Raw genomic sequence first — 23633 nt, 5'->3', positions numbered from 1 at the left:
GATGCGGTGGCGGGCGGTCCCCGTCGGCCTCCCCGATCGTTCCTCCAGGGTCCACTTGGCGGCCGCCGTCACCGCGGGCCTTCACCCGCGAGCCTGGCACCGAACTTCGCGTCGCGGGGTGCCGACCCAACGGCCGGCCCGATGGTGGCCGGGGCTTGGTGAGCATCGTCTCGCCGAGCGACTTCAGCAGGGAGGTCCTGCTGCACGGCCTCACATTCACCGGAACCGCCGGCTGATGACGCCTTGGCGTTCGTTCGCGCCGGACGCAAGCTCGCCGCAAGGTTCCGGACTCGGCCCGCGGGAAACCGGGACAAGGGGGATGGAACGCAAGCGCAGGACCGTATGACAGGAGCTTTCGATCATGTTTCGACGTGCGGACAAGGTGGTCGCGGTGAGCGCGGTGCCGGCTCTCGCCACCGGGCTCACCGGATGCGGAGCCGATGACGACAACCCCATCGCCGATGGCGGGGCGGCCACCACGACCGAGGAGACGATGACCGGGGAGACAACGACTTCACCCGCCCGGACTCAGTACTTCGCCGGAGCCGACCACGTCGGCGAGAAGGTCACGATCACCCTGCCGGTGGTGCAGGACCTGACCGACGGCTCGGTCGTGCTCGACGCGGAGGCATATGGAGACGACAGCCTGCTGGTGCTGTTCAAGGGTGGCGAGCGTGAGTTCGCGGAGGGCCAGTCGGTGACGGTCACCGGCACGATCCGGCAGTTCTCCTACGACGACTACGCCGACGACTACGGCTTGGCCGAGTCCGCGCTGTTCGACGTCTACGCCGACGAGGAGTTCATCGCCGCCGACGACGTCACCGCGGATTCGCCCGCCCCAAGCAGCTGACGGGCGGCCCGACGGGCCGACCCGGAGAGCGGGAGGTGACACCACGTGGACAGGACGGCCGGCCACGACGACGAACGAGCACTGGCCGAGATCGAGCGCGAGCTTACCCGCGGCGGACCCCGCGCCGGCCGCGGCTCTGGACACCGTCTCCCCGGTACTGGGCGCCGGTGGGCGCGGTCGCTGGCTCGTTGACCTCGTGCGGGTGTTCGGTGACAAGTTGTCCGTGTTCGACGGCGGCGGGGTGAGGTGCGTCCCTGGCGGCGCTCGCTGTTGCTGGAGCTGGAGGAGAAGCGTGAACGTGACCAAGAACGATGCGGTGGTGGCCGGTGTCGACGGGACCGAACCGTCCGAGCGCGCGGCGCTGTGGGCGGCCCGGCAGGCGGTCGTCTTCGGCAAGCCGCTGGTGCTGGTGTACGGGATGCGGTGGCCGATGTACACGCAGGCGCACCTGCACGCGCCCGTCGGCATGGGCGTGGTCGAGCCCGGTTTCAACGAGGAACCGATGCGGCGGTGGGCCCGGGACATGCTCGACGGCCTCGCCGAGCGGTGCCGGGAGGCCACCGGCGCCGAAGTGGACAGCGACATCGTGTCGGGCGAACCTGTGGACGCGGTGATCCTGGCCGCGGACCGGGTGGCCTTCGCGGTGGTCGGCCACTCCGAACAGGGTGGGGTGGCCGAGTTCCTGCTGGGCGTTGGTGCGCCCCTTGGTGCTGCTGCTCGTCGTCGTGATGCCGTTGGCGGCATTCGCGGCCGGGGCCGCGGCTCTCCTGCTGGGTCTGCCGCTCGCGCTCGCCGCGCTGGTCGGTGCGTGCCTGTGTCCGACCGACCCCGTCCTGGCCGCCTCCGTGGTCACCGGCGAACCGGCCGAGCGGGACCTGCCCGGTCGCCTCCGCGCCCTGCTGACCGGTGAGAGCGGCGCGAACGACGGGTTGGCGTTGCCGCTGGTCGGTATCGCCGTGGTGGTCGTGCTGCCCGCTACCCACCTCGGTGACGCGTTCGGAAAAGTGGCGTGGGAGGTGGCCGGGGGCGTGGTGATCGGTCTGCTCGCAGGCCTGGCCGCAGGGTGGGCGCTGCGCGCGGCCACCCGGCAGCGAGACTTGGAGGAGGGACCGAAGCTGGTGTTCACGCTACTGCTCGCCGTCTCCGTCCTGGGCATCGCGCGCTTGGCCGGCACCGGCGGCGTGCTGGTGGTGTTCGTGGCGGGCCTCGCCTACAACCGCATGGTCGCCGAGAGCGACCGCGGCCCGCAGGACGCCGTGGACGAGGCGGTGAACCGCTATGCGGTGCTGCCCCTGTTCCTGGTGTTCGGCGCCGTACTGCCCTGGCGGGACTGGGTGGACCTCGGCCCGGCGGCGGTCCTTTTCGTCCTCGCGATCCTGCTGATGCGGCGGGTGCCGTTCGTCCTTGTGCTGGCCCGGCCCCTGTGCCTTGCGCGCCGGGACGCGCTGTTCGCGGGCTGGTTCGGTCCCATCGGCGTCAGCGCCCTGTTCTACCTGGCCCACAGCATCCACGAAGGGGTGGACGACCCGCGCCTGTTCGCGGCCGGGACACTCGCCGTGGCGGCCAACACGGTCGTCTTCGGCCTCACCGCCACCCCGGGCCGCACGCTCTACGCGAAGTCGCGGGCCGCCGACCCGCCGCGGTCGTCGCGCTGACGGCTTCACCGGTCTTCCGAGGCCGCCAGGAACAGCTGACGCTGCTCACCGGGGCCGACCGGCCGGACTCGCTGCTCGGCGTGCGCACCGACAGCGGGGCCCAAGTCGAGCTGATGGCCGACCGGGACTGCGACGGCACGAGCGAACGGGTCGACCACATCCGCCTGCCCGCCGGAGGTGCTGCGGAGACCGGGTCCGGCGGCGTCGACGCCGCCTACCACCTGCGGATCGTCGACTTCACCCGCGAGGTGCCCGCGGGCACCACCGTCCCGCTGACCTTCACCTTCGCCGAGGCTGGGCAGACGACCTTGGACGTGCCGGTGAAGACGGGCGGGGACGGTCACGTACCGCCGCCGGCCACGTGCATCCCCGGCCCGTCCCCGACAACCGGCACCACCCCGGCGACGTCACCGACCCGGCCCGCGACAGTCCTGCGTGGCCGGGTGGTGGACGGCGTGGAGCCCGGGTGCCTGGTGCTGGCCACCGACCGCGGCCAGTTCCTGTTGCTCGGCGGCGACGAGGAGGTCCTCCGAGCGGGTGCGGAGGTCGTCGTGGAAGGCACGGTCCGCCCCGGCCAGGCCACCACCTGCCAGCAGGGCACGCCGTTCGCCGTCGACGAAGCGCGAACCGCGCCGACCCGATGAGGCATGACCGGCGGTTCCGGCAGCCGCAAGGTGGCCGCAAGGTTCTTGCCCGGTGGCCAGGGAACCCGGCTGACCATGACGAGCGGTGACAGCGCGGTGCAGGAGGCAGGTCCGATGGCGATATGCGGAAATCCTGCGGCGGCCGTGCGGCCGGCGGCGGACGCGGCCGGGTGAGGTCATGGGCCGATACCCGAGCGGTGAACCGGACTACCAGCGCGCCGCGCGGTTGACCGCCCGTCGGGGCGCACCGGGGCCCGGCGGGGTGGTGGCGGCCGCAGGGGTGTGGCTGGTGCTCGCGCCCTCGGTCCTGGAGTACCCGGACGGCGGTGCGGTGGTCAACGACGGTGTGGTCGGTGCCGTGGTCGCGATCGTGGCGATCACCGGCGCGGCGGTGCCCCGGGCCGCGTCGTGGTCGAGCGGGACGACCGCGCTGCTCGGCGTGTGGGAGGTGGCCTCGCCGTTCGTGCTCGGCCCCGGCTCCGACCGTTCGGTGGTGGCCAATCAGGTCGTGGTCGGCCTGGTGGTGGTCGTGGTGTCGTTGGCCGGTCTGGCGGTGGCGGTCGAGCGGTCGTGCTCGGGCAGTCCGATGCGGGCGAGGCGGTCCCGGTGGGAGTGGCGTCGTGCGCGTCCCCGCCGCGTGCGTCGGTGAAGAGGGGAACGATGACGCGTCTTGTGGGTCTGTGCCTGGTGGCGGGTGTGTTGCTGGCCGGGGTGCTGTTCCCGGTCGTGGGCGGGGCGGGGGTGCTCCTCGCCCGGGCTGGTGATCACGTCACGGGTTCGGTCGCGTTGCTCGGCGACGTCGAACCGCCGACCGTGACGACCTTGGTCGACGCCGACGGCGAGCCGTTCGCCCACCTCTACGACCAGTATCGAGTGCTGGTTTCCTCGGAGGAGATCTCGCAGGCGATGAAGGACGCCGTCGTGGCGGTGGAGGATCACCGGTTCTACGAGCACCGCGGTGTGGACTGGGTGGCGACCGTGCGGGCGGCGCTGCGCAACTACGCCTCGGGTGGGGTGGTGCAGGGTGCGTCGACGCTGACCCAGCAGTACGTCAAGAACCACCTGGTCCACGTGGAGGCGCGGCACGACCCCCTGCGCCAGGCGCGGGCCCGGATGCGCACACCCGAGCGCAAGCTGTGGGAGATCCGCACGGCCGTGGCCTTGGAGAGGCACCTGTCCAAGGACGAGATCCTGACCCGTTACCTCAGCACGGTGCCGTTCGGGGCCGGGACCTACGGCGTCGCGGCGGCGGCCCGGACCTACTTCGGCACCACACCGGACCGCCTGACCGTGCCGCAGGCCGCACTGCTGGCCGCCCTGGTCAACAGCCCGGCGGCGCTGAACCCCGAACACCACCCCGACGCGGCTTTGCAACGCCGCGACCTCGTCATCGACCTCATGGCGCGGCACGGCATGCTGGTTGCGGAGGTGGCGGAGCGAGCCAAGCGGGAACCGCTGGGCGTGCTGACCCCGGTGCGGCCCCTGCCCAACGGGTGCGTGGGCGCCGATCCGGGCCTGGGCTTCTTCTGCTCCTACGTGATCGACCACCTGGTCGCCAAGGGCCTCGACCCGAAGCGGCTGAAGTCAGGCGGCTACACCGTCCGCACCACCCTGGACCGGAAAGTCAGCGCCGCCGCCGAACGAGCGGTGCGGGCGCAGGTCCCTCGTGACACCCCCGGTGTCGCCAACACGATGGCGGTGGTCGAGCCCGGCCGGGAGCGGCACGAGGTCGCCGCGCTGGTGGCCAACCGCGACCACGGCCCGGACGCCGCGCGGTTCCAGACCATGCTCGACCTGCCCTCCGGGGTGGCCAACACCTTCGGCGCCGGCTCGGTCTACAAGGTCTTCACCGCCGCCGCGGCCCTGGAGCACGGCTACCGCCCCGACTCGGTCGTCGACTCGCCCACCTCCTACACCTCCCGGGTGTTCAAGGGCGGTGCGCCGGGTTGCCCGTCCACGGGTGAGCCGGACACGCGCTGGTACTGCCTGCGCAATCACAACGACGACTACCCGCCGCGCATGACGCTGCGCCAGGCCCTGGCCACCTCACCCAACACCGCCTTCGTGATCCTGGAGGAACGGGTCGGCCTGGACGCGGTGGTCGACATCGCCCGAAGGCTGGGCATGCGCCGCACCCTGGCGAGCACCATCGCCGGCGACGCGCCGGACTCGAACTCGCCCCGGCCCGAGCTGCGGGTCGACCAGGCGGAGTTCTTCACCGCCCGGCAGAACGCCTCCTTCACCCTCGGCCCAGCGCCGTCGAGCACCCTGGAGCTTGCCAACGTCGCCGCCACGATCGTCAGCGGCGGCACGTGGTGCGAACCGACACCGCTCGTCGAGGTGGTCGACCGGCACGGGCAGGTCGTGGACCTCCCGGCCTCACCGTGCGAGCAGGCCGTGCCCGAACCGCTGGCCGACGCCCTGGCCGCGGCGCTGAGCGACGACGAGGACCGTGGCACCGCCGCCGCGGCGGCCCGGCGGTACGGGTGGACCCGGCCGATGATCGGCAAGACCGGCACCACCGAGGAGTACAAGTCCGCGGCGTTCCTCGGTGCGACGATGGACCACGCGGGCGCGGTGCAGGTGTTCAACGACAGCCCGGACCCCCGTCCCGTCTGCGTCGGGGCGGCTGCGCCGAGGCTGTGCGCGAGCGGCAATCTCTACGGCGGTACCGTCCCGGCACACACCTGGTTCGACGCCATGACGCGGATCCACGCCGACCTGCCCGCGACACCCCTTCCACCGGTCCCACCGGCCCACCGCGCGAGCACCGGTGACGGATGAGCCGCCGGACGGGACGCGCCCGGTCTCCGGCTCGTCCGGCCCGCCGGTGGGCAGGTTGTCGGGCGGTTCGATGCGCAGGGCCTTGGCCACCGGCACGTCGGAGGAGGAGTGCAGGACGATCGACAGGGCGATGGTGACGGCCACGAGGTCGAACACGTGTGCGGCGTCGGGCAGGCCGGATCGCAGGACGAGCAGGCCGTAGACGACCGAGGCGAAGCCCTTGGGGCCGAACCAGGCCGCGGCGGCGCGTTCGCGCCTGCTCAGCCTGCTGCGCAGCAGCGAGACGGCGGGTGCGCGGTCTCATGGGAAGCGGCGGCCAACCGAAGGCCAACACCAGGGTCACGACGGGCTCCAGTTGTGACTTCCAGTCATATATGGCGGATTTGACAGCGCGTTGGTTGGTTGACGAACTGTTGAAGGGCGGGTGTTCCCAGCGGTAGTTGGCGGGAACGCGGTGGTCCGCCCCCTCCTGCAACTGCTCGCCGTGTGGTCACGGACATCACAGCCTCACCCATGCAGGGGACACTCCGGTAGCTGGAACGAGTGACGGGGCTGTGGAGGTGGTGCTGCTCGTGTGGCGAGGGAAGTCCTGGAGTGACCCTATCGACGACGCGCTGTGCCACCGGGGTGAAAGCACGTGGACCGTCATCCGAGCCCGACCACCCTCCGATCGGTTGCCGGCCGGGGAGTCGACCACGACGGCGACCGTGATAGAAGGTCGGATACACCAGTGATCAGGGCACCGGTCCGTGATCCGATCAGGGACCTGATCACACCGCAGGCGTTGCGGGATCCGGCTTCGGCGTGGGAGCCGTTCCGGCACCGCGAGGGCTTGTGGTGGAGCGACACCCTCGACTCCTGGGTGGCGGCCTCGTCGGCCGACTGCTCGGCGGTGCTGGCGGACGCCGACCGGTTCTGCTCGGACTGGCGACGGCTGGGGGAGGACACCCCCGCCTCCGCGTTGAGCGTCCAAACCCTCGACCCGCCCGAGCACACGGCGGTGCGGGCCCTGCTGGTCCACGCCTTCCGCGCCCTGGACTGGGACCGCCTGCGCCGACGCACGGCCCAGGACGTCGAGCGCAGGCTCGCGGCGCTGGCCGACCGCTCGTCGTTCGACTTCATGGACGAGTTCGTCCAGCCGCTGGCGCTGGCGGCCATTACCGAGGTCCTCGGCGTCACCCTGCCCGACGAGAACCGGTTCACTGCGATCTCGGCGGACATCGTCGACTCCATGGACTACGCGCTGCGCCCGGACACCGTCGAACCGGGGCGCACCGCACGCACGGCCCTGGCCGAGCTGGCGGGCCGGTGGCTCGACGAGGACACCACCAAGCCCGGCGTGGTGCGCCACCTGGCTGCCCACCGCGCCACCGCCGAGGTGTCCGAGACCGTGCTGCGCAACTCGCTGCGCGTCATCCTGCACTCCGGCTACGAATCGGCGAGCAGGCTGCTGGGCAACGCCCTGCTGGCCTGCCTGGACACACCCGGCGTGTGGGAGGCCCTGGCCGGCGGCGTGACCGACAGGGCGTTGCAGGAACTGGTGCGCCACGCCGGACCGGTCCAGGCCGAAGCTCGCGGCTGCGTGCGCGACACCGACGTCAACGGACACCCCGTCCGCCGCGGCGAGATCGTCACCGTCCTGATCGCCGCGGCCAACCGGGACGAACGCGTCCTCGACGACCCGCACACCCTGCGCCTGGACCGCCACCCCAACCCGCACCTGGGCTTCGGCCGCGGCCCCCACGCCTGCCTCGGCGCACCCCTGGCCCTGCTCCTCACCCGCACCGCACTGGGCGCCCTGACCCGCCACCACCGACCACCCCGACCACTGGGCGAACCGGTCTTCCGCCGCAACGCCACACTGCGCGGCCTGCACCGGCTCGACCTCGGTTGGGGTTGACCGTGAAACCGAGAACCAGCGACGAGAGGAGAAGACCATGCGTCACCTCCACTAAACCCATGACCCCGGCTCGGTGCCCGGCTCACACGCGGGCACCGCGCCCACCTGTGTGCAAGCTTGAGCCCGTTCCATAGAAAGGTTCGACACGACGCTGCAAACATCGCCGGTCGACCCCAACTGCCACATAGGGCCGGCAACCGCCATTCATCGTTGGGAGTCACAGGCACCGAGTGCAGTGGCGCCGCAGGCGATTCGGTGGACCAGTCGACGTGTCATCCTCATTCCTCCTTGCTCGTTCGAAATCCCGGGCTTGACCGGGCGTGCCTTTCCACCACAGCAAGCGGCCGGAGTGAACGCAAGTCCAGGTCGGTGGGCTGCGTGTCTACCCGCCGAACAACACCGAACCGGTGTTCGTCGAGCACGGTGCCACCGCGTGCGCGCCGCCGCTCGACGGCCCGTTCCTGGAGGTCGGCCCGGTCCGACCCGGAGCCGACAACACCGGGATCTGACATCGGACCACACGGCCGGCGTGGGCCGCGTCGAGGCCGACCGCACGACCGCACGGTCCGCGGTGCCGTCGTGCCGACGGGACGCACGCCGTGTGGAGGCGGGCAGTCGGTGGGGCTGCTTGCGTTGTGCGCCAATGGCGGCGAGGCAGGGGCTACCTGTTCCGAACGGGAGGAGCGGTGCAAGGTGATCGTCAGGTTCAGTGGACCGTGCCGGTGGCAGACTCGGGCCGTGGTTCGAGATCCTGCCGCCGCGTGCCCCGGCCACCCTGGGGCGGACGAGGACCGACGATGAGCGCCGGGCACGACAGCGCTGCCTTCGACGCCGGTTATGACACGGCTGTGCTGGTGATCCGGGACGACCGGGTTCTATGGCGGGAGACGACCCGACTCTGGCTGCGCGAGCGCATGGACGGCTGGCCGGATCACGACGTGCTGCAGGTCGAACTGGTCGTCGCCGAACTGCTCGACAACGCGCAGGGCTACGGTCTACCGCGTTACGTGGTGGAGCTGGTGCTGGACCGGCATGCCGAGATCCTCACGATCAGGGTTCGCAACCGCGCCCCGCGCAGCGGCGCCGGTTGGACCCAGGCCGCCGGGTTGTCGATAGTCGAGGCGCTGAGCGAGCAGTGGGGCGTCGTGTCGATGGGGAATTCCACGACCGTGTGGGCCAGGGTGCGGTTCGCTGCGGTGTGACGGCGGTCCCGGATCCGGCTCCGCACAGGTCGTTCCCGGCCCCGATCGCGTCGTTCGTCGTGCCGGTGATCGGGTGGCGGCGCCTTGTCCTGCCCGAATGGTTCATCGGGGACGTGGTGGGAATCCTTACCGGTAACCGGTTTTGTGAGAGGAGAGTCGTTTGTGGGGTCGACGGTTCGTACTGACGGCACGGCACTGGGCGGTGCCGGCGTCGCTGGTGCTCATCGCCGGTTGCACGGCCGGTCCCGCTGACCCTGCATCGAACGCCACACCGGTGACGGCGGAGGTGAGCGCGCCCTCGACCGCGCTCACGGTGCTCGACGTCGGCGACGGCGGTGAATCGGCGATCGCGACCAGCGCCGCGCTGTTCAGGAGCGCGCCCGTCGCCGTGGTGACCGACCGCTCGGATCTCTCGGGCGCGGGCGCGATCGCGGAACGGCTCGGTGCCCCAGTGCTCCTCGCCCCCACCACCGGCCCACCCGACGCCCTGCGCGAAGAGCTGACGAGGCTGTCGCCGCAGGCTGTGCTCACCGTCGACTCCGGAACGCGACCCGTCGCAGAGGCGGCGGCGGGGACCGTGCCGGTGCTCGCCGTCGACCCCGCGACCTCCGAACTGCCCGAGGGACTGCCCGACATCGACCCGCCCGCACCGGTCGGTGTGACAGTCCTGGTCGACGCCACCCGGGACGACGCGGCGGCCGTTGCCACGGCACGTGCCGCCGGCGCCCGGGTCGTCACCGTGCGCGGCGCCGATCCCAGGGCCGACCGCGCCGCGGCCGAGGCGCTGCGGACCGACCCACTGACGGCCGTACTGGCCGTGGGTGGCGGCTTCGGTCCGGTGGAACGGTTGCGGACGCGGCTGGAGGTCGCCGTTCGCGGGATCGAACTGCCGGGCGGCGGCCAGGTGCTGTTCCCCGCCAGGCGGCTGGTGTGCCTGTACGGCCACCCCGGCGCACCCGTGCTGGGAGTGCTCGGTGAACAGGGCGTCGAGCAGGCCGTGGCGCGGGCGAAGGAGCACGCGGCCCGGTACGAGCCGTTGAGCCAGGTACCCGTGGTGCCGGCGTTCGAGATCATCGCCACCGTGGCGCAGGGCGCGCCCGGCCCCGACGGCGACTACTCGGGCGAGGCGAGCGTGGAGTTGCTGCGGCCCTGGGTCGAGGCTGCGGGCCGGGAAGGACTTTACGTCCTGCTCGACCTGCAACCCGGCCGCGCGCGGCTGCTCGACCAGGCGAAGCGGTATGCGCCGCTGCTGGAGCTGCCGCACGTCGGGCTCGCCGTGGACCCGGAGTGGAAGCTGGGACCGGACCAGGTGCCGCTGCGGCAGATCGGCGGGATGGACGCCGCGGAGATCAACGAGGCCGCGACCTGGCTGGCCGACCTTACCGCCCGCGCCGCCCTGCCGCAGAAACTGCTCGTGGTCCACCAGTTCCGGTTGTCCATGATCCGCGACGAGCCGTCGCTGAAGACCGATCACGACGAGCTGGCCGTGCTGATCCACATGGACGGCCAAGGCAGCACAGCCCAGAAGACCGCCACCTGGCAGTCCGTCGTCGCGGCCCGACCACACGACGGCGTGCCGATGGGGTGGAAGAACTTCTACGACGAGGACCACCCGATGCTCACCCCGGAGCAGACCATGCGCTACGCGCCGACCCCGATGATGATCTCCTACCAGTGAACCGCCGCACGATGCTGAACTCCGCTGCGGGCGGCGCCCTGCTCGTGTCGGACGCGTGCACGGCGACACCACCGGACCAAGCGCCCGCCGCACCGGTCGCCACCGCGCACACGCCACCGCGACTGTCCTGATCGCCGGTGATCGCCACAACCCGTAGGGCACGCCCGTCAGCGGTCGGTGCTCGCGGTGTTGGCGGTCGAGGCCAACCGGGTGGTGCCGGTGCACAGCCTGATCGACCGTGTCTGGGGCGAGCGGCCGCCGGGCACGGCGCGTTCGGCGTTGCGCGTCTACCTGACTCACCTGCGCCGGGCACTCGCCCCGAGTGGGATCACGATCACCCGTTCGGGTGGTGGTTATGCGCTGGCTGTCGAGGCCGACATCGTGGACCTGCACCGTTTTCACCGGTTGCTCGCCCTAGTGCGCGAGCAAGCTGACCCGCAGCGTGCCCTGGCGGTCGTCGAAGACGCCCTCGCGTTGTGGCGGGGTGAGCCGCTGGCCGAGCTGGACACCGCTTGGGCGCAGGCGATGCGGGAGCGATTACGCCGCGAGCGCACCGCCGCCGAGACCGACCGGGTCGACTGGGTACTGGCCTGCGGTCGGCACCGGCAGATGCTGCCCGAGTTGACCACCCGGGCCGAGGCCGAACCTCTGGACGAGCGCGTCGCCGGACAGTTGATGCTCGCGCTATACCGCGTCGGTCGTCAGGCCGACGCCCTGGTCCACTACCAGCACACTCGCCGGCGCCTGGTGGAGGAGTTGGGCGCCGACCCCGGCAAGGCACTACAAGAGCTGCACCAGCGCATCCTCACCGTCGACCCAACCCTCACCCCGACGGAAACCGCGACCATCACGGCCGCAGCCGGGTGGTCGCTGGTGCCGCGGCAACTGCCCGCCGCCCCTCGCTGGTTCACCGGCCGTGCCGACCATCTGGCCGCGCTGGACGCCGTCCTGGACAACCAGGGCACCGTGGCGATCTCCGCGATCGGAGGGGCGGGCGGCATCGGCAAGACCTGGCTCGCGCTGGCCTGGGCGCACCGGCACCTCGACCGGTTCCCCGACGGACAGCTGTTCGTCGACCTGCGTGGGTTCAACCCGGATGGCACACCCACCGACCCGGTGGTGGCGCTGCGCGGCTTCCTCGACGCCCTCGGCGTGCTCCCCGACCGCATCCCGTCCGGCCTCGGTGCCCAGGCCGCGCTGTACCGCAGCCTGGTCGCTGATAAACGCATGCTGATCCTGCTGGACAACGCCGCCGACACGGCCCAGGTCACCCCGCTTCTGCCCGGCGGCGATACCTGCACGGTCGTGGTTACCAGCCGCCACCGGCTTCCCGGCCTGGTCACTGCCCATGGCGCTCACCACCTAGCCCTCGACGTGCTCACCAACGTTGAGGCCCGTGCCCTGTTCGCCCGTCGGTTCGGCGCCGAACGCATCGCCGCCGAACCGGCTGCCGTGACCGAGCTGATCGCGTTGTGTGGCGGCTACCCGCTGGCGCTTGGCATCATCGCCACCCGCGCTCGCACCCAACCTGACCTTTCACTGGCCGAACTCGCCGCCGAACTGCACGAAACCGGGCTCGACGCGCTGGACGACACCGACCCCGCCGCCAGCCTGCCCACCGTCCTGTCCTGGTCCCACCACGCCCTGTCCTCCGGACAGCGGATGGTGTTCGCGCTGTTGGGCATCGCCCCCGGCCCCGACATCGGCCTGCACGCCGCGGCCAGCCTCACCGGCCTGCCGCCCGTAGAGACCAGAACGGCGCTCGACAAGTTGGCACAGGCGTCACTGATCGGCCGGACCGCCGATGGCCGGTACCGGATGCACGACCTGATCCGCCGCTACGCTGCCGACGCCGCCCATCGCGAACTGACCGAGCAGCAGAGGGATACGGCGCTGCGGCGCGTAATCGACCACTACACGCACACCGCTTACACCGCATCGCGGCTGGTACACCCGCTCAGTCGCGACGTTGTTCCGCGACCGGCCGCACTCGGTTGTCGCCCCGAAGACGTCCACTCGCAAGTACAGGCGTGGTCGTGGTTCCACCGTGAACACGAGTGCGTCTTGGCCGCCCAACGCGCGGCCGCCGAGCGGGGTGATCACCGGACGGGGTGGCTGGTGATGAGATTCCTGTACCCGTTTCGCCACCTGAGCGGGGACTTCCACCGGCACGTCACATCCTGTCGAATTGCACTGTCGGCCGCTCTTCATCTCGAGGACCCGGCGGTGCACAGCGACGCACACCGTTTTCTCGGTGGAGCACTGTGCCGCATCGAACGGTATGAGGAGGGCATGGGCCATCTGCGCATCGCCGAGACCTTGGCTCGGCGATTCGGCGACGACCGGTGCCTGACACGGACCCACGAAGCCCTCGCCCTGGCGTGGAACCAGCAAGGACAACACGAGCGAGCGCTGCACAGCGCGACCCATGCCCTGCGCTTCGTCACCTCGCTGCACAACCCGGTGTGGCAGGCCACAGCACACACCATCGCGGGCCGCAGCGCGGCCCGCCTCGGCCTCCACAACCTGGCCACCACCCACTGCCTGGCCGCGCTACCCGTACAACGGGAGCACGGCGACCACGACGGCCAGGCCAATTCCGCGTTCACCCTCGGCCTGGTCGCCCAGGACACCGGAGACCACGACCGAGCGGTGACCCACTTCCACGAGTCCTTGGCCGTGTTCCGCGCCCAAGCCAACGCCCCCTTGGAAGCCGACACTCTCGACCGGCTCGGCCACGCCCATGCCGCTCTCACGCAGCAACACCGAACCCGCGAGGTGTGGCGGGAAGCGCTGGACCTGTACCAGGTACAAGGACGCCGCGAGGACGCCGAACGCGTGCAGCGGCAACTCGACGCACTCGATCCCGAAGGCGACCCGGCCACACGATCCGCAACGTAATCCGAACGATTTCGGGGTGGCCTAAGAAGCGTGAGGTGCTGCGGTTGCCGGTGTGGCCGCGTTGCGATCCGGAAAGGTCGAGGGCCATCGGCAGGCCGTGGAGGTGTCCGGGTCTCCGAACGCTCGGTGGGCACTTGGAGGCTTGCCTGCAGACAGGACGGTTGTGACGGCCTGGCGACGCGCAAAGAGCGTTCCGGTCCGGCCGAGCTGATCCGGCTGGTCGTCGGCTTCGACATGACCGAGCAGGGTGTCGGGTTGTGGTTGGTCGGCACGGTTCACCCTGCAGCGTCCGACGCGACGGGCCTACAAGCAGCAGCCCGCCGCGGTGCGGTCCTGGCTGAACGAGCGGAACCCGGCCATCGAGTCTCGGGCGAAGGCTGACGGTGCGGTGATTGCGTGGGTTGACCAGTGCGGACCGCGCTCCGGCACCGTGCCAGAACTGGCCGCGGTTGAGCTGGATCAGCTGCCGACTGGTGGACAACACACGCAGGATGGTCGAGGTGTGCGCGAGCGGCCATGGACTCGGTTCCGCAGGCGCTCCAGCACATCGCCACACGCCAGGAGGAATCCTCCAGACCGGCTCGGTACCGGGCGGCGCGCCCGTGCTGTTCCTCGACGGAGTCCGACCTTCCAGGTGCCCCGAGCTGAGCTGGCTGACGGTGTGATCTACGCGTGACTTCCATGCGCGGTCATCCGACCGGCAGAACTGGCGGTCCCGGGCGATCCGGCGGTGAGCGTGGAAGCCGCCTTCCGATCCTCCTACGAGGCTCTGGACGAGCAGTCACGCCGGTCGTTTCCGAGCGCTGGCCACACTGCCCATGCCGATCCACGCGGCCGAGGTGGACGCAACTGTCCCCCGGCAGGTCCGCGGCCGGCATACTCGTGTGGGGTACCACGTGTTGGGGTGGGGACATGGTGCGGATCGCGCTGGGATTGGTGGGTCTGCTGGTCGCGGTGATGCTGACGGCTGTCTTTCGAGAGCCGTCGGTGGTCGTCGGACAGGCCAGTCCGCAGTGGGACCGCGTGTCCCCGATCACCATGAGGGAGACCTTCGAGGACTGCGCGGAAGGTGCGCGGTCCCTGTCGACCGGTCCGCTGGTCGCCGGTCCGGTTCTCGCGCGTTCCGACGGGTTCGTCGTCGTCGGCAGCTCGCTCAACTATGTCCTGGCCTGCGTCAGGAATGGCGCGCTTCCGAGCAGTCACGGGTTGATGACGGGCTCGGCGTCGACGCGCGAGCACGTGTTGTGTCCGTGCGGCTTCCTCGTGCTGGGCGACCCGGAGGGCACCGCCCGGGTCGGTTATGGGCGCGTGCGATCGGATGTCGTCGCCGTTCACCTCCGCACCCGAGCCGGACTGGCCATCCAGGCGCAGGTGTCCGGTGGTGTCTTTCTCGCCGACCTGGCCGGGGTGACCTCCGACGAGTGGACCACCCTGTCCTATCGCGCGCTTGACGCCACCGGCACGGTGCTGGCCGAGTGGTAGCGGTGCCTGGCGGGCTCTCCCAGCCGGTCACCGGACTTTGCCGGATGAGCGGAATCCACCCGTTCCCGACCGCTCCGGCGAGGGTGTGGCGGGCGTGTCGAGTGCCCGCCGGCGTCCCCGTACCCAGGCGATCCGTCCGTTGCCGGTGGTGTCGTCCGGCCCGCCTCCTAGGCATGCGGATGCGCGGTGGTAAGGGAGAAGGGCACGGAAGCTGACGCCGGATCCGCGGACCGCCGGGCATGTGAGGTGGATGTTCGACCGCCGGTTGGCGGGTGTCGATGGCCGGAATCGCCCGTGAGCTCAACGAGCGTGGTGTGTCGTGTCCGTCGGTGGCGGATCGGGAGCGCCATCGGCATCGTTCGAGTGAGGTCGCCCCTTTGAATCGGACACCCTGATCCCAGACACCACGTATTGCGGTCGCCCTCGTCACTGTGCCGCACCTGCCGCCACGGAAACCGCCTACTTGCTGACTCACGGTCATGGGTGGGCGGTAGGGTGGTGGACTTCCATGCGGGCCGGATGGTGGGGAGTGGCGAGCTGGTGAGTACTGAGTCTGAGCACGTTCCTGATGCGGTTCCGGATCCGGGTGGTGGGTCTGCCAACGCGTTGGGCACGATGATCGCCACTGCCGCGGTCACGGCGGCGGTGGTGCCGTTCGTGCAGGCCATCGCCAAGAAGGCGGCCGACGATTCCTATGACGCGGTCCGAGGGTGGCTCAAGGGTCTCTTCCGGGACTCCAAGGCCAAGCGGATTCCGCCCGGCGGTGCGCCCAAGGAGTTGCTGGTCGTCACGGATCTCGACCCCAAGATCAAACTCTACCTGCCGACTGATTTGTCCGATCAAGCTATCCGGGCGTTGGAGCAGCTCGATCTCGACACCGGGGTCGCCAGGGGAAAGCGAGACAAGGTCACGAAGCTGCCGATCTACTTCGACGAGCGGACCGGGACGTGGCGGATCGGCGGATGACCGATCTCCGTGCCGAGTACGAAGCGCTACTCCGTCGGGAAGGGCTCACGCCTCGGCCGGATCGCACGCCAGAGGAGACGGCCGCCTGGCGTGCCGGGCTGACGGCGTCCGAGCAGGCGTTCTTCGCCGCCCTGTCGTTGGACGGGAAGTCACCGGGCCTGTTCCAGCACTTGGCGGACGAGCTGCTCGGCACCATGGCGGACGCCGGCATCGAGCTGCCCACCCCCGTGCACGTCGACGAGTATCCGCACGAGGCGTTCAACGCGCGGGCGTGCGCGGTGCCCGGCGGCACGTTGATCCTGCTCAACACCGGGTTCGGGTTGATGGTCCACGAGATCAGCAAGATTTTCGGGATGTCGGTCCGGACGTTCGAACGGGACGCCGACGGCGGGATCAGGATTCCCCAGCCGTCTTCCGCTGATCGGCGGCGTGGGCACATGGCCGACGCCGCGTTGGCCAGCGCGGTGCTCGGTTACCTGCTGCGCGGCGATGTCCGGTACGGGATGCGGGTGCCGTTGGACGTCGATCACTCGGTCGGGTTGGCGTGGCAGCTCACCAAGGCCACCGAGCGGTTCGTGCTCGCGCACGAGTTCGCCCACCTGCTCGAAGGGCATCTCCACGAGGCGCCGCGCGCCGGGCACGCCTGGCTGTCGCGGACCCGTGAGCAGGAGTTCCAGGCGGACCAGACAGGGGCGTTGCTGGTGCTGCGCGGGCTGAAGGCCACCGACGACCCGGTGATGACCTACCTGGCCGTGGCCGGGCCGTTGCTGTTCTTCGTGATCGACCACCTAATCACGCGGGTGCGCAAGGAGATCGACGACATCCCGCACGGCCTGCACATGTCCGACCACCCGACGTCGGACGAGCGCGGCGCCGCCCTGCGGGCGTTGTTCACCGAGCTGCACGGGCCGGCGGTGCTGCAAATCGCCGACGCGTGCGTGCAGTGGCTCTCCTCGCGCGAGGACGACATCGTGGCCGCCGCCCGACGTCAGCTGCCGGGCTGAAGCTGCTGGCCCGGGAGTTGCCGGGCTGGCGGTCAGCCGAGGTCGTCCAGCGCCGCCCGCGCTCGCCGCGCCGCCTCGGGCTCGGGCGAGTCCACTGCGATCCGGTAGAACCTCGTCGCCTCACGAATCTCGCCGCGCTCCTCGAACGCCCTGGCCAGGTTGAACGCGGCGACCGTGCGTTCGAGCCGCGCACCATGGTCGAAAGCCTGTCGCCACCACTGCTCCGCCTCCGCCGAACGTCCCCGATCGTCTTCGATCACGCCGATGTTCAACGCCGCCAGCGGGCCGTACTCCGGGTCACCCAGCGCCGCCTCGTAAGCCTCACGGGCACTGCCCGGGTCTTCCCGAGCGAGCAGACCGCCGAGCAGGTAGCCGCAGTGCGCGCGAGAGCTGCTCGGTCCCAATGCCAAGCACTCGCGGAACGCGCGCTTGGCGCCCGCAATGTCGCCGAGGAGGTTGAGCGCGTCACCGAAGCACAGCAGGGCGACGGGCTTCAACGAGCGGTCGGCCTTCCGCACCGCCACCTCGTACAGACTCGCCGCGGCCTGCCGGTCGTGGTCCTGCTGGGCGAGTTGACCGGCCTGGATCGCCGCGGCGGCGGCCACCGCGTCGTCGCCGTAGTCCACGATCACCTGGTACGCCTGCCGGGCCCGGCGGCGATCACCGGCCTTCTCGGCGCCGAGGGCGTGCGACGAGGCCATGCCCAGCAGCGCGGGCATGGCGGCGGCACAGCGCTGCTTGCGCCGCTCGGCCGTCACGCCTGTGAGCTGTCCCAGCAGTTTCCTCGCGACGCCGCTGGAAGCCTCCTTCGCAGTGCCCTTCTCGAAGAAGCCGCCGTATCCGGCGGCCGGGTCGCCGCCGCGGTTCCAGATCGCGGTTCCGTCGCCGATCCGGCTCACGTCCTCCGAATCCATCACGATCGACAGCTCGCCCCGCCCAATCGTGGCCCCGCACAAGGGACATGACGTGCCGACGAGGTCGTCGATGCGGTCGGCGACCTGGTCGCTGCCGCTGAAGGCGTCGCATTCGACGCAGTGGAGGCACTGTTCCGAGACGAGTGCGACGTTCACCTCTTGCCCCTCCGGTCAGCCGGGAGCCGGACATGTCGGCGGGGTAACGCGCGCACCGGGATGCCCTCCAGCGGTACGGCACCGCCAGCCTACGCTCGTCGTACGTCATGACGGTATCGGAAGTTGCCGTCATGATGGCAAAACTTTCTACTCATCGCATCCGTGATCCGTGTACCAGGCACCCGGTGCTTGAGCTGCCAGAAGTCGCGGCCCTGCTCGTGGCTCACCTCGATGTCGTCACCGGCTTCCACCGCGACACTCCAGTCCGGCCCCGACCTGAGTTGTTCGATGCAGAACAACAGGGTTTTACGCAGTTGGAAGAGATAACCGTCGGCGGAGGCCGACGCCTCGACCAAATCGAGCTGTTCGCCCATGCGCCCTCCGTAGTCGAACTCCCCGGTGCGGAATCGTACGGCGCGGACCACGAAAGGAAATGATGGTGAGATATTGGTGACCTGACTCGACTCGAACAAGTGAATGACTACCACCCGATCAGACGAGTAACGTTCAACCATCTTCCCCGATTGGCCCGCTGGACACCGCCCAGACCGTCGTCGGGACGAAGTGGGTCTACCGGCGCGCCGACAACTACTGGGGTGACCGCCTGCCCTTCGACGGCGTCACCATGACCGTGTTCGACAACGAGACGGCCATCGTCAACCGAGACGGTGAAGGCGCTGGTCCCGAAGTCCGGACATCCTCGGCCGAGGACGTCCGGGACGACCTGAAGGCCCTCAACCGCAACCTCGTGGAGAACGCCTGGTTCGTCCCGTTCTACCGGATGACCTACGCGCTGGTGACCGACGGCGGCGTCAAGGCGACGCCCCAGTCCGGCATGGCCGTCCCGTCCCTCTACAACTACCAGCCGGCCGGCTGAGGCCGCGGGGAACTTGATCCCGCAGGAGGCCGTTCACCACGTCCAGATTCGCTGCCCGCCGCCTGGTCGCGGGCGTCTTCCTCCTCTTCGTCGTCTCGTTCGTCTCGTTCGTGCTGTTGTCGATTCCCACCCTCGACGCGGCGCGCCAGCTGTTGGGGCAGTCCGCGTCGCAGGAGGCCGTGGACGCCAAGAACGCCGAGCTCGGCCTCGACCAGCCGGTCCTCACCCGCTACGGGCAGTGGCTGGGTGACGCGCTGACCGGCGACCTGGGGAGGTCGTGGTTCACCAGCCGATCGGCGATCAGCCGACGTCAGTGGCCCCGGAGCCCGACCACTCCGGTGACAACGGCCACGATGGGTGACAAGCTCGCCGTTACGGGCCTTCTCCCTGGACGCTGACGAGAGTGCACGACTAACCGGGACCTGCCTGCGGTAGGTCGGCATCCACGGGCGATTCCCGTCGTTCGCCGGCGAACTGGACGTGATCGGGTCGGCGCAGTCGGTTCGACGCGATCGTGGTGGAGGAGTTCGAGCGCGGGTTCGCCGGGATCAGATCCAGCACATCGTCGCGTTGTGCCGGCGGTGAGCCGCACCGCCATGACCATGAAGCCGATGGGCAGCTCGTCCTTGCCGCCTGGGAAGTGGTGCGGCCGGCCGCGTGTGTGATCTTCGCCTGGATGGCGATGTCGCGCTGGGACACCGCCAGGTAGCCGGATCTTGAGAACAGGTCCGCAGTGGCTTCGGTGATGCGCTCCACGCCCTGGGGTACTCGGCTCGGCTCGGAGATCCAGATCACGTGCACGGGCTGGTCGAGGTACTGGACAGGGTGACGATCTTAGGTAAGCCTTAGCAAAGTTTCGCCAAGGAGGGGCAGTGTCAGGGCACGGGGATGTGGGCATCGAGGGCAGGGTTGCGCTGGTGACCGGCGCGGCACGCGGTATCGGTGCGGCGGTGGTGGGCGGTTTGGTTCGCGCCGGCGCGTCGGTCGCCGCAGTCGATGTCGACCCCGAGGTGCATCTCCTCCAGGGCGAACGGGTTACGCCTTTCGTGGTCGACGTCGCGGACCCGGCGGCGGTCGCGCGCGTCGTGGGCGAGGTGGAGCGCGACCTCGGGCCCATCGGCATCGGGGTGTCGGTGGCGGGCGTGCTGCGGCCCGCGTCGGTGTGCGAGACGACCGACGAGGACTGGGCGGCGACGTTCGCGGTCAACGCGACAGGTGTGTTCCACGTGCTGCGCGAGGTGTCGCGGCGGATGGTGCCCCGCCGTGGCGGCGTGCTGGTCACGGTCGGGTCGAACGCGGCCGGAGTGCCGCGCACGGGGATGGCGGCCTACGCCGCGTCCAAGGCCGCGGCCACCATGTTGACCCGCTGCCTGGGGTTGGAGTTGGCCGCTTCCGGTATCCGGTGCAACGTCGTGTCGCCCGGGTCGACCGACACGGACATGCAGCGTCTGCTGTGGACGGACGACGACGGCGCTGCGGCGGTTGTCGCCGGTTCGCCCGAGCAGTTCCGGGTCGGCATCCCGCTGGGGCGTATCGCGGACCCCGCCGACATCGCCGACGCGGTGCTGTTCCTGGTCTCCGACCGGGCGCGCCACATCACCATGCAGAACCTGTTCGTAGACGGCGGCGCGACCCTGCGCGCATGATCCACGCCTTCCAGGATCGATGAACTTAGGTTAGGCTAACCAAAGCCAACGCCTTCGCGGGTGTGGGTCAACCCTGCCCGCCTGTCCGGCTGTCGAGCGCGCTCCGCGCTGTCACCGAAAGGGATCACGACGTGTCCCCACCTGCTCTGGCACGCCCTCGGCCCGTGCACCGGGCGGCCGACCTGCTGGCCGCCTACCTGCCGGGCTCGTTCTACTTCGCGTCGGCGCGCGGCTCGCTGCTCGCCGACGGCGTGCACACGACTGTCCGGGCCGGGAACGGCGCGCGGGCCCGTGCGGCGGTCGAGGCGCTCGACGCGGCGGCGGTGGGCGGAGTGGAGGAACCGGTGGTGGTCGGCGCGATCGGGTTCCGGCCCGACGCCGAGGCGAGCCTCGTCGTGCCCGCCCTGGTGCGGCGGGCGGGCGCCAACTCGGCGCTCGACGTGCCGGCCACGCCGTTCGGCTCCACCAGGTGGTCCATCACGCCGAGGCCCGAGCCCGAGGGTTACGCGGACGGCGTACGCCGTGCGCTGGAGCTGATCGGCGGGGGTGAGCTGGACAAGGTCGTGCTGGCCCGCTGCCTCGAACTGGTCGCCGGCGACCGGGTCGCCGTGCCGTCGCTGCTGGCCCGGTTGGTGCGCGCCGACCCGGCCGCGCACGCCTTCGCGGTCGACGTCAGCGCGCCGGGTGATCCAGCGCCACGCACCCTGGTCGGCGCGAGCCCCGAGCTGCTGGTGTCACGGCGGGGCGCCGTCGTGACGGCCAACCCGCTGGCCGGGTCACGGCCGCGCGTCGCGGACGAGGCGGAGAACCGGAGGCGGATCGCGGAACTGCTGGCGTCGGAGAAGGACCGGCACGAGCACGCGCACGTCGCCGCGCAGGTCGCCGGTGTGCTGGGCGGGTTCTGCGCCGAGCTGGACGCACCCGCCGAGCCCGTGGTCGTCGGCACGCCGACGATGTGGCACCTGTCGACCCGGATCACCGGTCGGCTCGCCGACCCGACCGATCCCGGCTCCTCGTCGCTGGCGCTGGCCGAGGCGCTGCACCCGACCCCCGCCGTGTGCGGGGTGCCGGTCGCCCGCGCGCGTGCCGCCATCGCGGAGCTGGAGCCCGAGGACCGGGGCTACTACGCGGGCCTGGTCGGCTGGACCGGCCTGGACGGTGACGGCGAGTGGGTCGTCACGATCCGCAGCGCGGAGGTGTGCGACCGGACGGTGCGGCTGTTCGCCGGCGCCGGGGTCGTCGCGGGGTCCGACCCGGCCTCCGAACTCGCCGAGACCAGCGCCAAGTTCCGCACGTTGCTGCGCGCGCTGGGCTTGGAGGGCGCGGCGTGAGCGCGGGCGTGGACCACGTCGCCTGGCCGGCCGACGTCGCGGCCCGCTACCGGGCGTCCGGGCACTGGCGCGGGCAGACGTTCGGCACGTGGCTCACCGCCCTGGCCGCCGCCCACTCCGGCCGGCTCGCCGTCGTGGGTGAGCGGGACGGCGTCACGTCGCGCTGGACGTTCGCCGAGCTGGACGACCGGGCCCACCGGATCGCCGCCGGGCTGGTCGAGTCGGGTGTGCGGCCGGGCGACCGGGTCGTGGTGCAGCTGCCGAACGTGCCGGAGTTCGTGCCGGTGGTGTTCGGGCTGTGGCGGGTCGGAGCGTGGCCGGTGTTCGCGCTGCCCGCCCACCGGCACAGCGAGTTGCGGCACTTCGCCGAGCAGAGCGAGGCGGTCGCGATCATCACCGTGGACCGGCACGAGCGGCACGACCACGCGGGCACCGCGCGTGCCGTCGCGGACGACGTGCGGTCGGTGCGGGACGTGTTCGTGGTCGGGTCGCCGGAGTTCGACGGCCTGGCCGCCACCGCGCCCCGTGAGCTGCCGGACCCCAATCCGGCGGGCGTGGCGTTCCTCCAGCTCTCCGGCGGCAGCACCGGGTTGCCGAAGTTGATCCCGCGCACGCACGACGACTACCTCTACAGCGTCCGGGAGAGCGCGCGGATCTGCGCGCTGCGCCCGGACAGCGTGTACCTCGCCGCCTTGCCGGTGGCGCACAACTACCCGCTCAGCTCGCCGGGTGTGCTCGGTGCGCTGCACGCGGGCGCGGCGACCGTGCTGGCCCCGCGTCCCGACGCGGACACCGCGTTCCGGCTCATCGAGTCGGAACGGGTGACGATCAGCGGTGTCGTGCCGCCGTTGGCCGCGGCCTGGGTGCAGGCCGCCGCGCGCACCGGGCGTGACCTGTCCTCGCTGGAGGTCTTGCTGGTCGGTGGCGCCAAGTGCGGCCGCGAGCTGGCGGAGCGGATCGGCCCCGCGCTGGGCTGCCGGTTGCAGCAGGTGTTCGGGATGGCCGAGGGCTTGGTCTGCTACACCCGGCTGGACGATCCGGACGAGGTCGTGCTGGGCACCCAGGGCCGGCCGATCTCGCTGGACGACGAGGTTCGCGTCGTGGACCCGGACGACCCGGCCGCGTCGTCGGACGCCGTCGTGCCCGACGGTGAGGTCGGCGCGCTGCTGACCCGTGGCCCGTACACGATCCGCGGCTACTTCCGGGCGGAGGCGCACAACGCGACCGCGTTCACGGACGACGGGTTCTACCGCACCGGCGACCTGGTGCGGCGGATGTCGACCGGGCATTTGGAGGTGGTCGGCCGCGCCAAGGAGCAGATCAACCGGGGCGGGGAGAAGGTGGCGGCCGAAGAGGTGGAGAACCACCTGATGGCGCACCCGGACGTGCTCGACGCGGCCGTGGTCGCGGTGCCGGACGAGTACCTGGGCGAGCGGACGTGCGCCTACGTCGTACCCGCCGCCGGTGCCACGCCGACCGGAGCCGACCTGCGTCGGTTCGTGCGCGAACGCGGTGTCGCGGCGTTCAAGGTGCCCGATCTGGTCCAGGTCGTGGCGGAGTTCCCGGTGACCGGGGTCGGCAAGACCAGCAAGCGCGAACTGCGGGCGGCCCTGGCCGCCCTGGCCGAGAAGAAGGGGTGACAC

At 70.8% G+C, this 23633-nt stretch carries 19 protein-coding genes and 2 pseudogenes; 18 read left to right on the top strand and 3 right to left on the bottom strand.

The window, feature by feature from the left end; all coding sequences use genetic code 11:
* Window positions 1-391: 391 nt before the first annotated feature.
* From A6A25_RS33560 to A6A25_RS33495, 13 genes and pseudogenes are all read left to right on the top strand, one after another.
* Entirely contained in the window at window positions 392-850 is a 459-nt protein-coding gene (locus tag A6A25_RS33560) for a hypothetical protein (protein WP_143193581.1), read from the top strand.
* Window positions 851-1046: 196 nt separating this feature from the next.
* Window positions 1047-1529 (top strand): annotated as a pseudogene (locus A6A25_RS45995) (universal stress protein); the annotation flags it as partial.
* Between the two features lie 16 nt (window positions 1530-1545).
* The gene (locus A6A25_RS45990; protein ID WP_073897093.1) at window positions 1546-2505 is read left to right on the top strand and encodes a cation:proton antiporter domain-containing protein; all 960 of its coding nucleotides are present in this window, start codon (window positions 1546-1548) and stop codon (window positions 2503-2505) included.
* On the top strand, window positions 2502-3149 hold the full coding sequence (locus tag A6A25_RS45985) for a copper chaperone PCu(A)C (protein ID WP_274534365.1): 648 nt from the start codon (window positions 2502-2504) through the stop codon (window positions 3147-3149). The genes A6A25_RS45990 and A6A25_RS45985 overlap by 4 nt, the downstream gene beginning before the upstream one ends.
* Window positions 3150-3327: 178 nt before the next feature.
* Window positions 3328-3798 carry an SPW repeat domain-containing protein gene (locus A6A25_RS33540; protein WP_073897090.1) on the top strand — a complete coding sequence of 157 codons (471 nt, stop codon included), beginning with the start codon at window positions 3328-3330 and terminating at the stop codon, window positions 3796-3798.
* Between the two features lie 11 nt (window positions 3799-3809).
* Window positions 3810-5933 carry a transglycosylase domain-containing protein gene (locus tag A6A25_RS33535; protein ID WP_073897119.1) on the top strand — a complete coding sequence of 708 codons (2124 nt, stop codon included), beginning with the start codon at window positions 3810-3812 and terminating at the stop codon, window positions 5931-5933.
* Window positions 5934-6663: 730 nt separating this feature from the next.
* Window positions 6664-7833 carry a cytochrome P450 gene (locus A6A25_RS33525; RefSeq protein ID WP_073897089.1) on the top strand — a complete coding sequence of 390 codons (1170 nt, stop codon included), beginning with the start codon at window positions 6664-6666 and terminating at the stop codon, window positions 7831-7833.
* Between the two features lie 797 nt (window positions 7834-8630).
* On the top strand, window positions 8631-9035 hold the full coding sequence (locus A6A25_RS33520; protein ID WP_073897087.1) for an ATP-binding protein: 405 nt from the start codon (window positions 8631-8633) through the stop codon (window positions 9033-9035).
* 274 nt (window positions 9036-9309) lie between these two features.
* A complete protein-coding gene (locus tag A6A25_RS33515; protein ID WP_198932953.1) occupies window positions 9310-10713 on the top strand; it encodes a hypothetical protein in 1404 nt (467 codons plus the stop codon).
* 177 nt (window positions 10714-10890) lie between these two features.
* Window positions 10891-13614 carry an AfsR/SARP family transcriptional regulator gene (locus A6A25_RS33510; protein WP_143193578.1) on the top strand — a complete coding sequence of 908 codons (2724 nt, stop codon included), beginning with the start codon at window positions 10891-10893 and terminating at the stop codon, window positions 13612-13614.
* 912 nt (window positions 13615-14526) lie between these two features.
* The gene (locus tag A6A25_RS33505; protein WP_073897086.1) at window positions 14527-15096 is read left to right on the top strand and encodes a hypothetical protein; all 570 of its coding nucleotides are present in this window, start codon (window positions 14527-14529) and stop codon (window positions 15094-15096) included.
* 498 nt (window positions 15097-15594) lie between these two features.
* On the top strand, window positions 15595-16062 hold the full coding sequence (locus tag A6A25_RS33500; RefSeq protein ID WP_143193577.1) for a hypothetical protein: 468 nt from the start codon (window positions 15595-15597) through the stop codon (window positions 16060-16062).
* Window positions 16059-17066, top strand: a complete 1008-nt coding sequence (locus A6A25_RS33495; protein WP_143193576.1) for a hypothetical protein — start codon at window positions 16059-16061, stop codon at window positions 17064-17066. Before A6A25_RS33500 ends, A6A25_RS33495 begins: the two co-directional genes overlap by 4 nt.
* Before the next feature lie 32 nt (window positions 17067-17098).
* On the opposite strand, the gene A6A25_RS33490 is transcribed toward A6A25_RS33495, so the two are convergent.
* On the bottom strand, window positions 17099-18136 hold the full coding sequence (locus tag A6A25_RS33490) for a tetratricopeptide repeat protein (RefSeq protein ID WP_073897081.1): 1038 nt from the start codon (window positions 18134-18136) through the stop codon (window positions 17099-17101).
* 89 nt (window positions 18137-18225) lie between these two features.
* Window positions 18226-18651, bottom strand: a complete 426-nt coding sequence (locus tag A6A25_RS33485; protein ID WP_143193575.1) for a hypothetical protein — start codon at window positions 18649-18651, stop codon at window positions 18226-18228.
* Window positions 18652-18761: 110 nt separating this feature from the next.
* Here A6A25_RS33485 and A6A25_RS33480 point away from each other — a divergent pair, with 110 nt between their 5' ends.
* Both A6A25_RS33480 and A6A25_RS33475 read left to right on the top strand, forming a co-directional pair.
* Window positions 18762-19013 (top strand): hypothetical protein, encoded by a 252-nt coding sequence (locus A6A25_RS33480; protein ID WP_073897078.1) that lies wholly within the window; start codon window positions 18762-18764, stop codon window positions 19011-19013.
* 56 nt (window positions 19014-19069) lie between these two features.
* Window positions 19070-19411: pseudogene (locus tag A6A25_RS33475) on the top strand (ABC transporter permease); the annotation flags it as partial.
* Between the two features lie 13 nt (window positions 19412-19424).
* Here A6A25_RS33475 and A6A25_RS43515 read toward each other — a convergent pair.
* Window positions 19425-19808, bottom strand: a complete 384-nt coding sequence (locus tag A6A25_RS43515; protein WP_158073860.1) for a hypothetical protein — start codon at window positions 19806-19808, stop codon at window positions 19425-19427.
* A gap of 77 nt (window positions 19809-19885) precedes the next feature.
* Here A6A25_RS43515 and A6A25_RS33465 point away from each other — a divergent pair, with 77 nt between their 5' ends.
* The 3 genes from A6A25_RS33465 to A6A25_RS33455 all read left to right on the top strand — a co-directional run bounded on the left by A6A25_RS33465 (window position 19886) and on the right by A6A25_RS33455 (window position 23630).
* A complete protein-coding gene (locus tag A6A25_RS33465) occupies window positions 19886-20659 on the top strand; it encodes a 2,3-dihydro-2,3-dihydroxybenzoate dehydrogenase (RefSeq protein WP_241829058.1) in 774 nt (257 codons plus the stop codon).
* Window positions 20660-20790: 131 nt separating this feature from the next.
* Window positions 20791-21990, top strand: a complete 1200-nt coding sequence (locus tag A6A25_RS33460; protein ID WP_073897072.1) for an isochorismate synthase — start codon at window positions 20791-20793, stop codon at window positions 21988-21990.
* Entirely contained in the window at window positions 21987-23630 is a 1644-nt protein-coding gene (locus tag A6A25_RS33455) for a (2,3-dihydroxybenzoyl)adenylate synthase (RefSeq protein ID WP_073897071.1), read from the top strand. Before A6A25_RS33460 ends, A6A25_RS33455 begins: the two co-directional genes overlap by 4 nt.
* Window positions 23631-23633 lie beyond the last annotated feature (3 nt).

The sequence above is a fragment of the Saccharothrix sp. CB00851 genome (assembly GCF_001905065.1).
Taxonomy (GTDB): domain Bacteria; phylum Actinomycetota; class Actinomycetes; order Mycobacteriales; family Pseudonocardiaceae; genus Actinosynnema.
The sequence above is the reverse complement of the archived record's forward strand: the minus strand, read 5'-3'. Positions and strand labels throughout refer to the sequence as shown.

Coding starts and splice junctions, on each gene's coding strand:
- A6A25_RS33485 (WP_143193575.1), bottom strand. CDS start 18,651: ATGGTTGAACGTTACTCGTCTGATCGGGTGGTAGTCATTCACTTGTTC.
- A6A25_RS33505 (WP_073897086.1), top strand. CDS start 14,527: ATGGTGCGGATCGCGCTGGGATTGGTGGGTCTGCTGGTCGCGGTGATG.
- A6A25_RS33520 (WP_073897087.1), top strand. CDS start 8,631: ATGAGCGCCGGGCACGACAGCGCTGCCTTCGACGCCGGTTATGACACG.
- A6A25_RS33480 (WP_073897078.1), top strand. CDS start 18,762: ATGACCGTGTTCGACAACGAGACGGCCATCGTCAACCGAGACGGTGAA.
- A6A25_RS33535 (WP_073897119.1), top strand. CDS start 3,810: ATGACGCGTCTTGTGGGTCTGTGCCTGGTGGCGGGTGTGTTGCTGGCC.
- A6A25_RS33540 (WP_073897090.1), top strand. CDS start 3,328: ATGGGCCGATACCCGAGCGGTGAACCGGACTACCAGCGCGCCGCGCGG.
- A6A25_RS33495 (WP_143193576.1), top strand. CDS start 16,059: ATGACCGATCTCCGTGCCGAGTACGAAGCGCTACTCCGTCGGGAAGGG.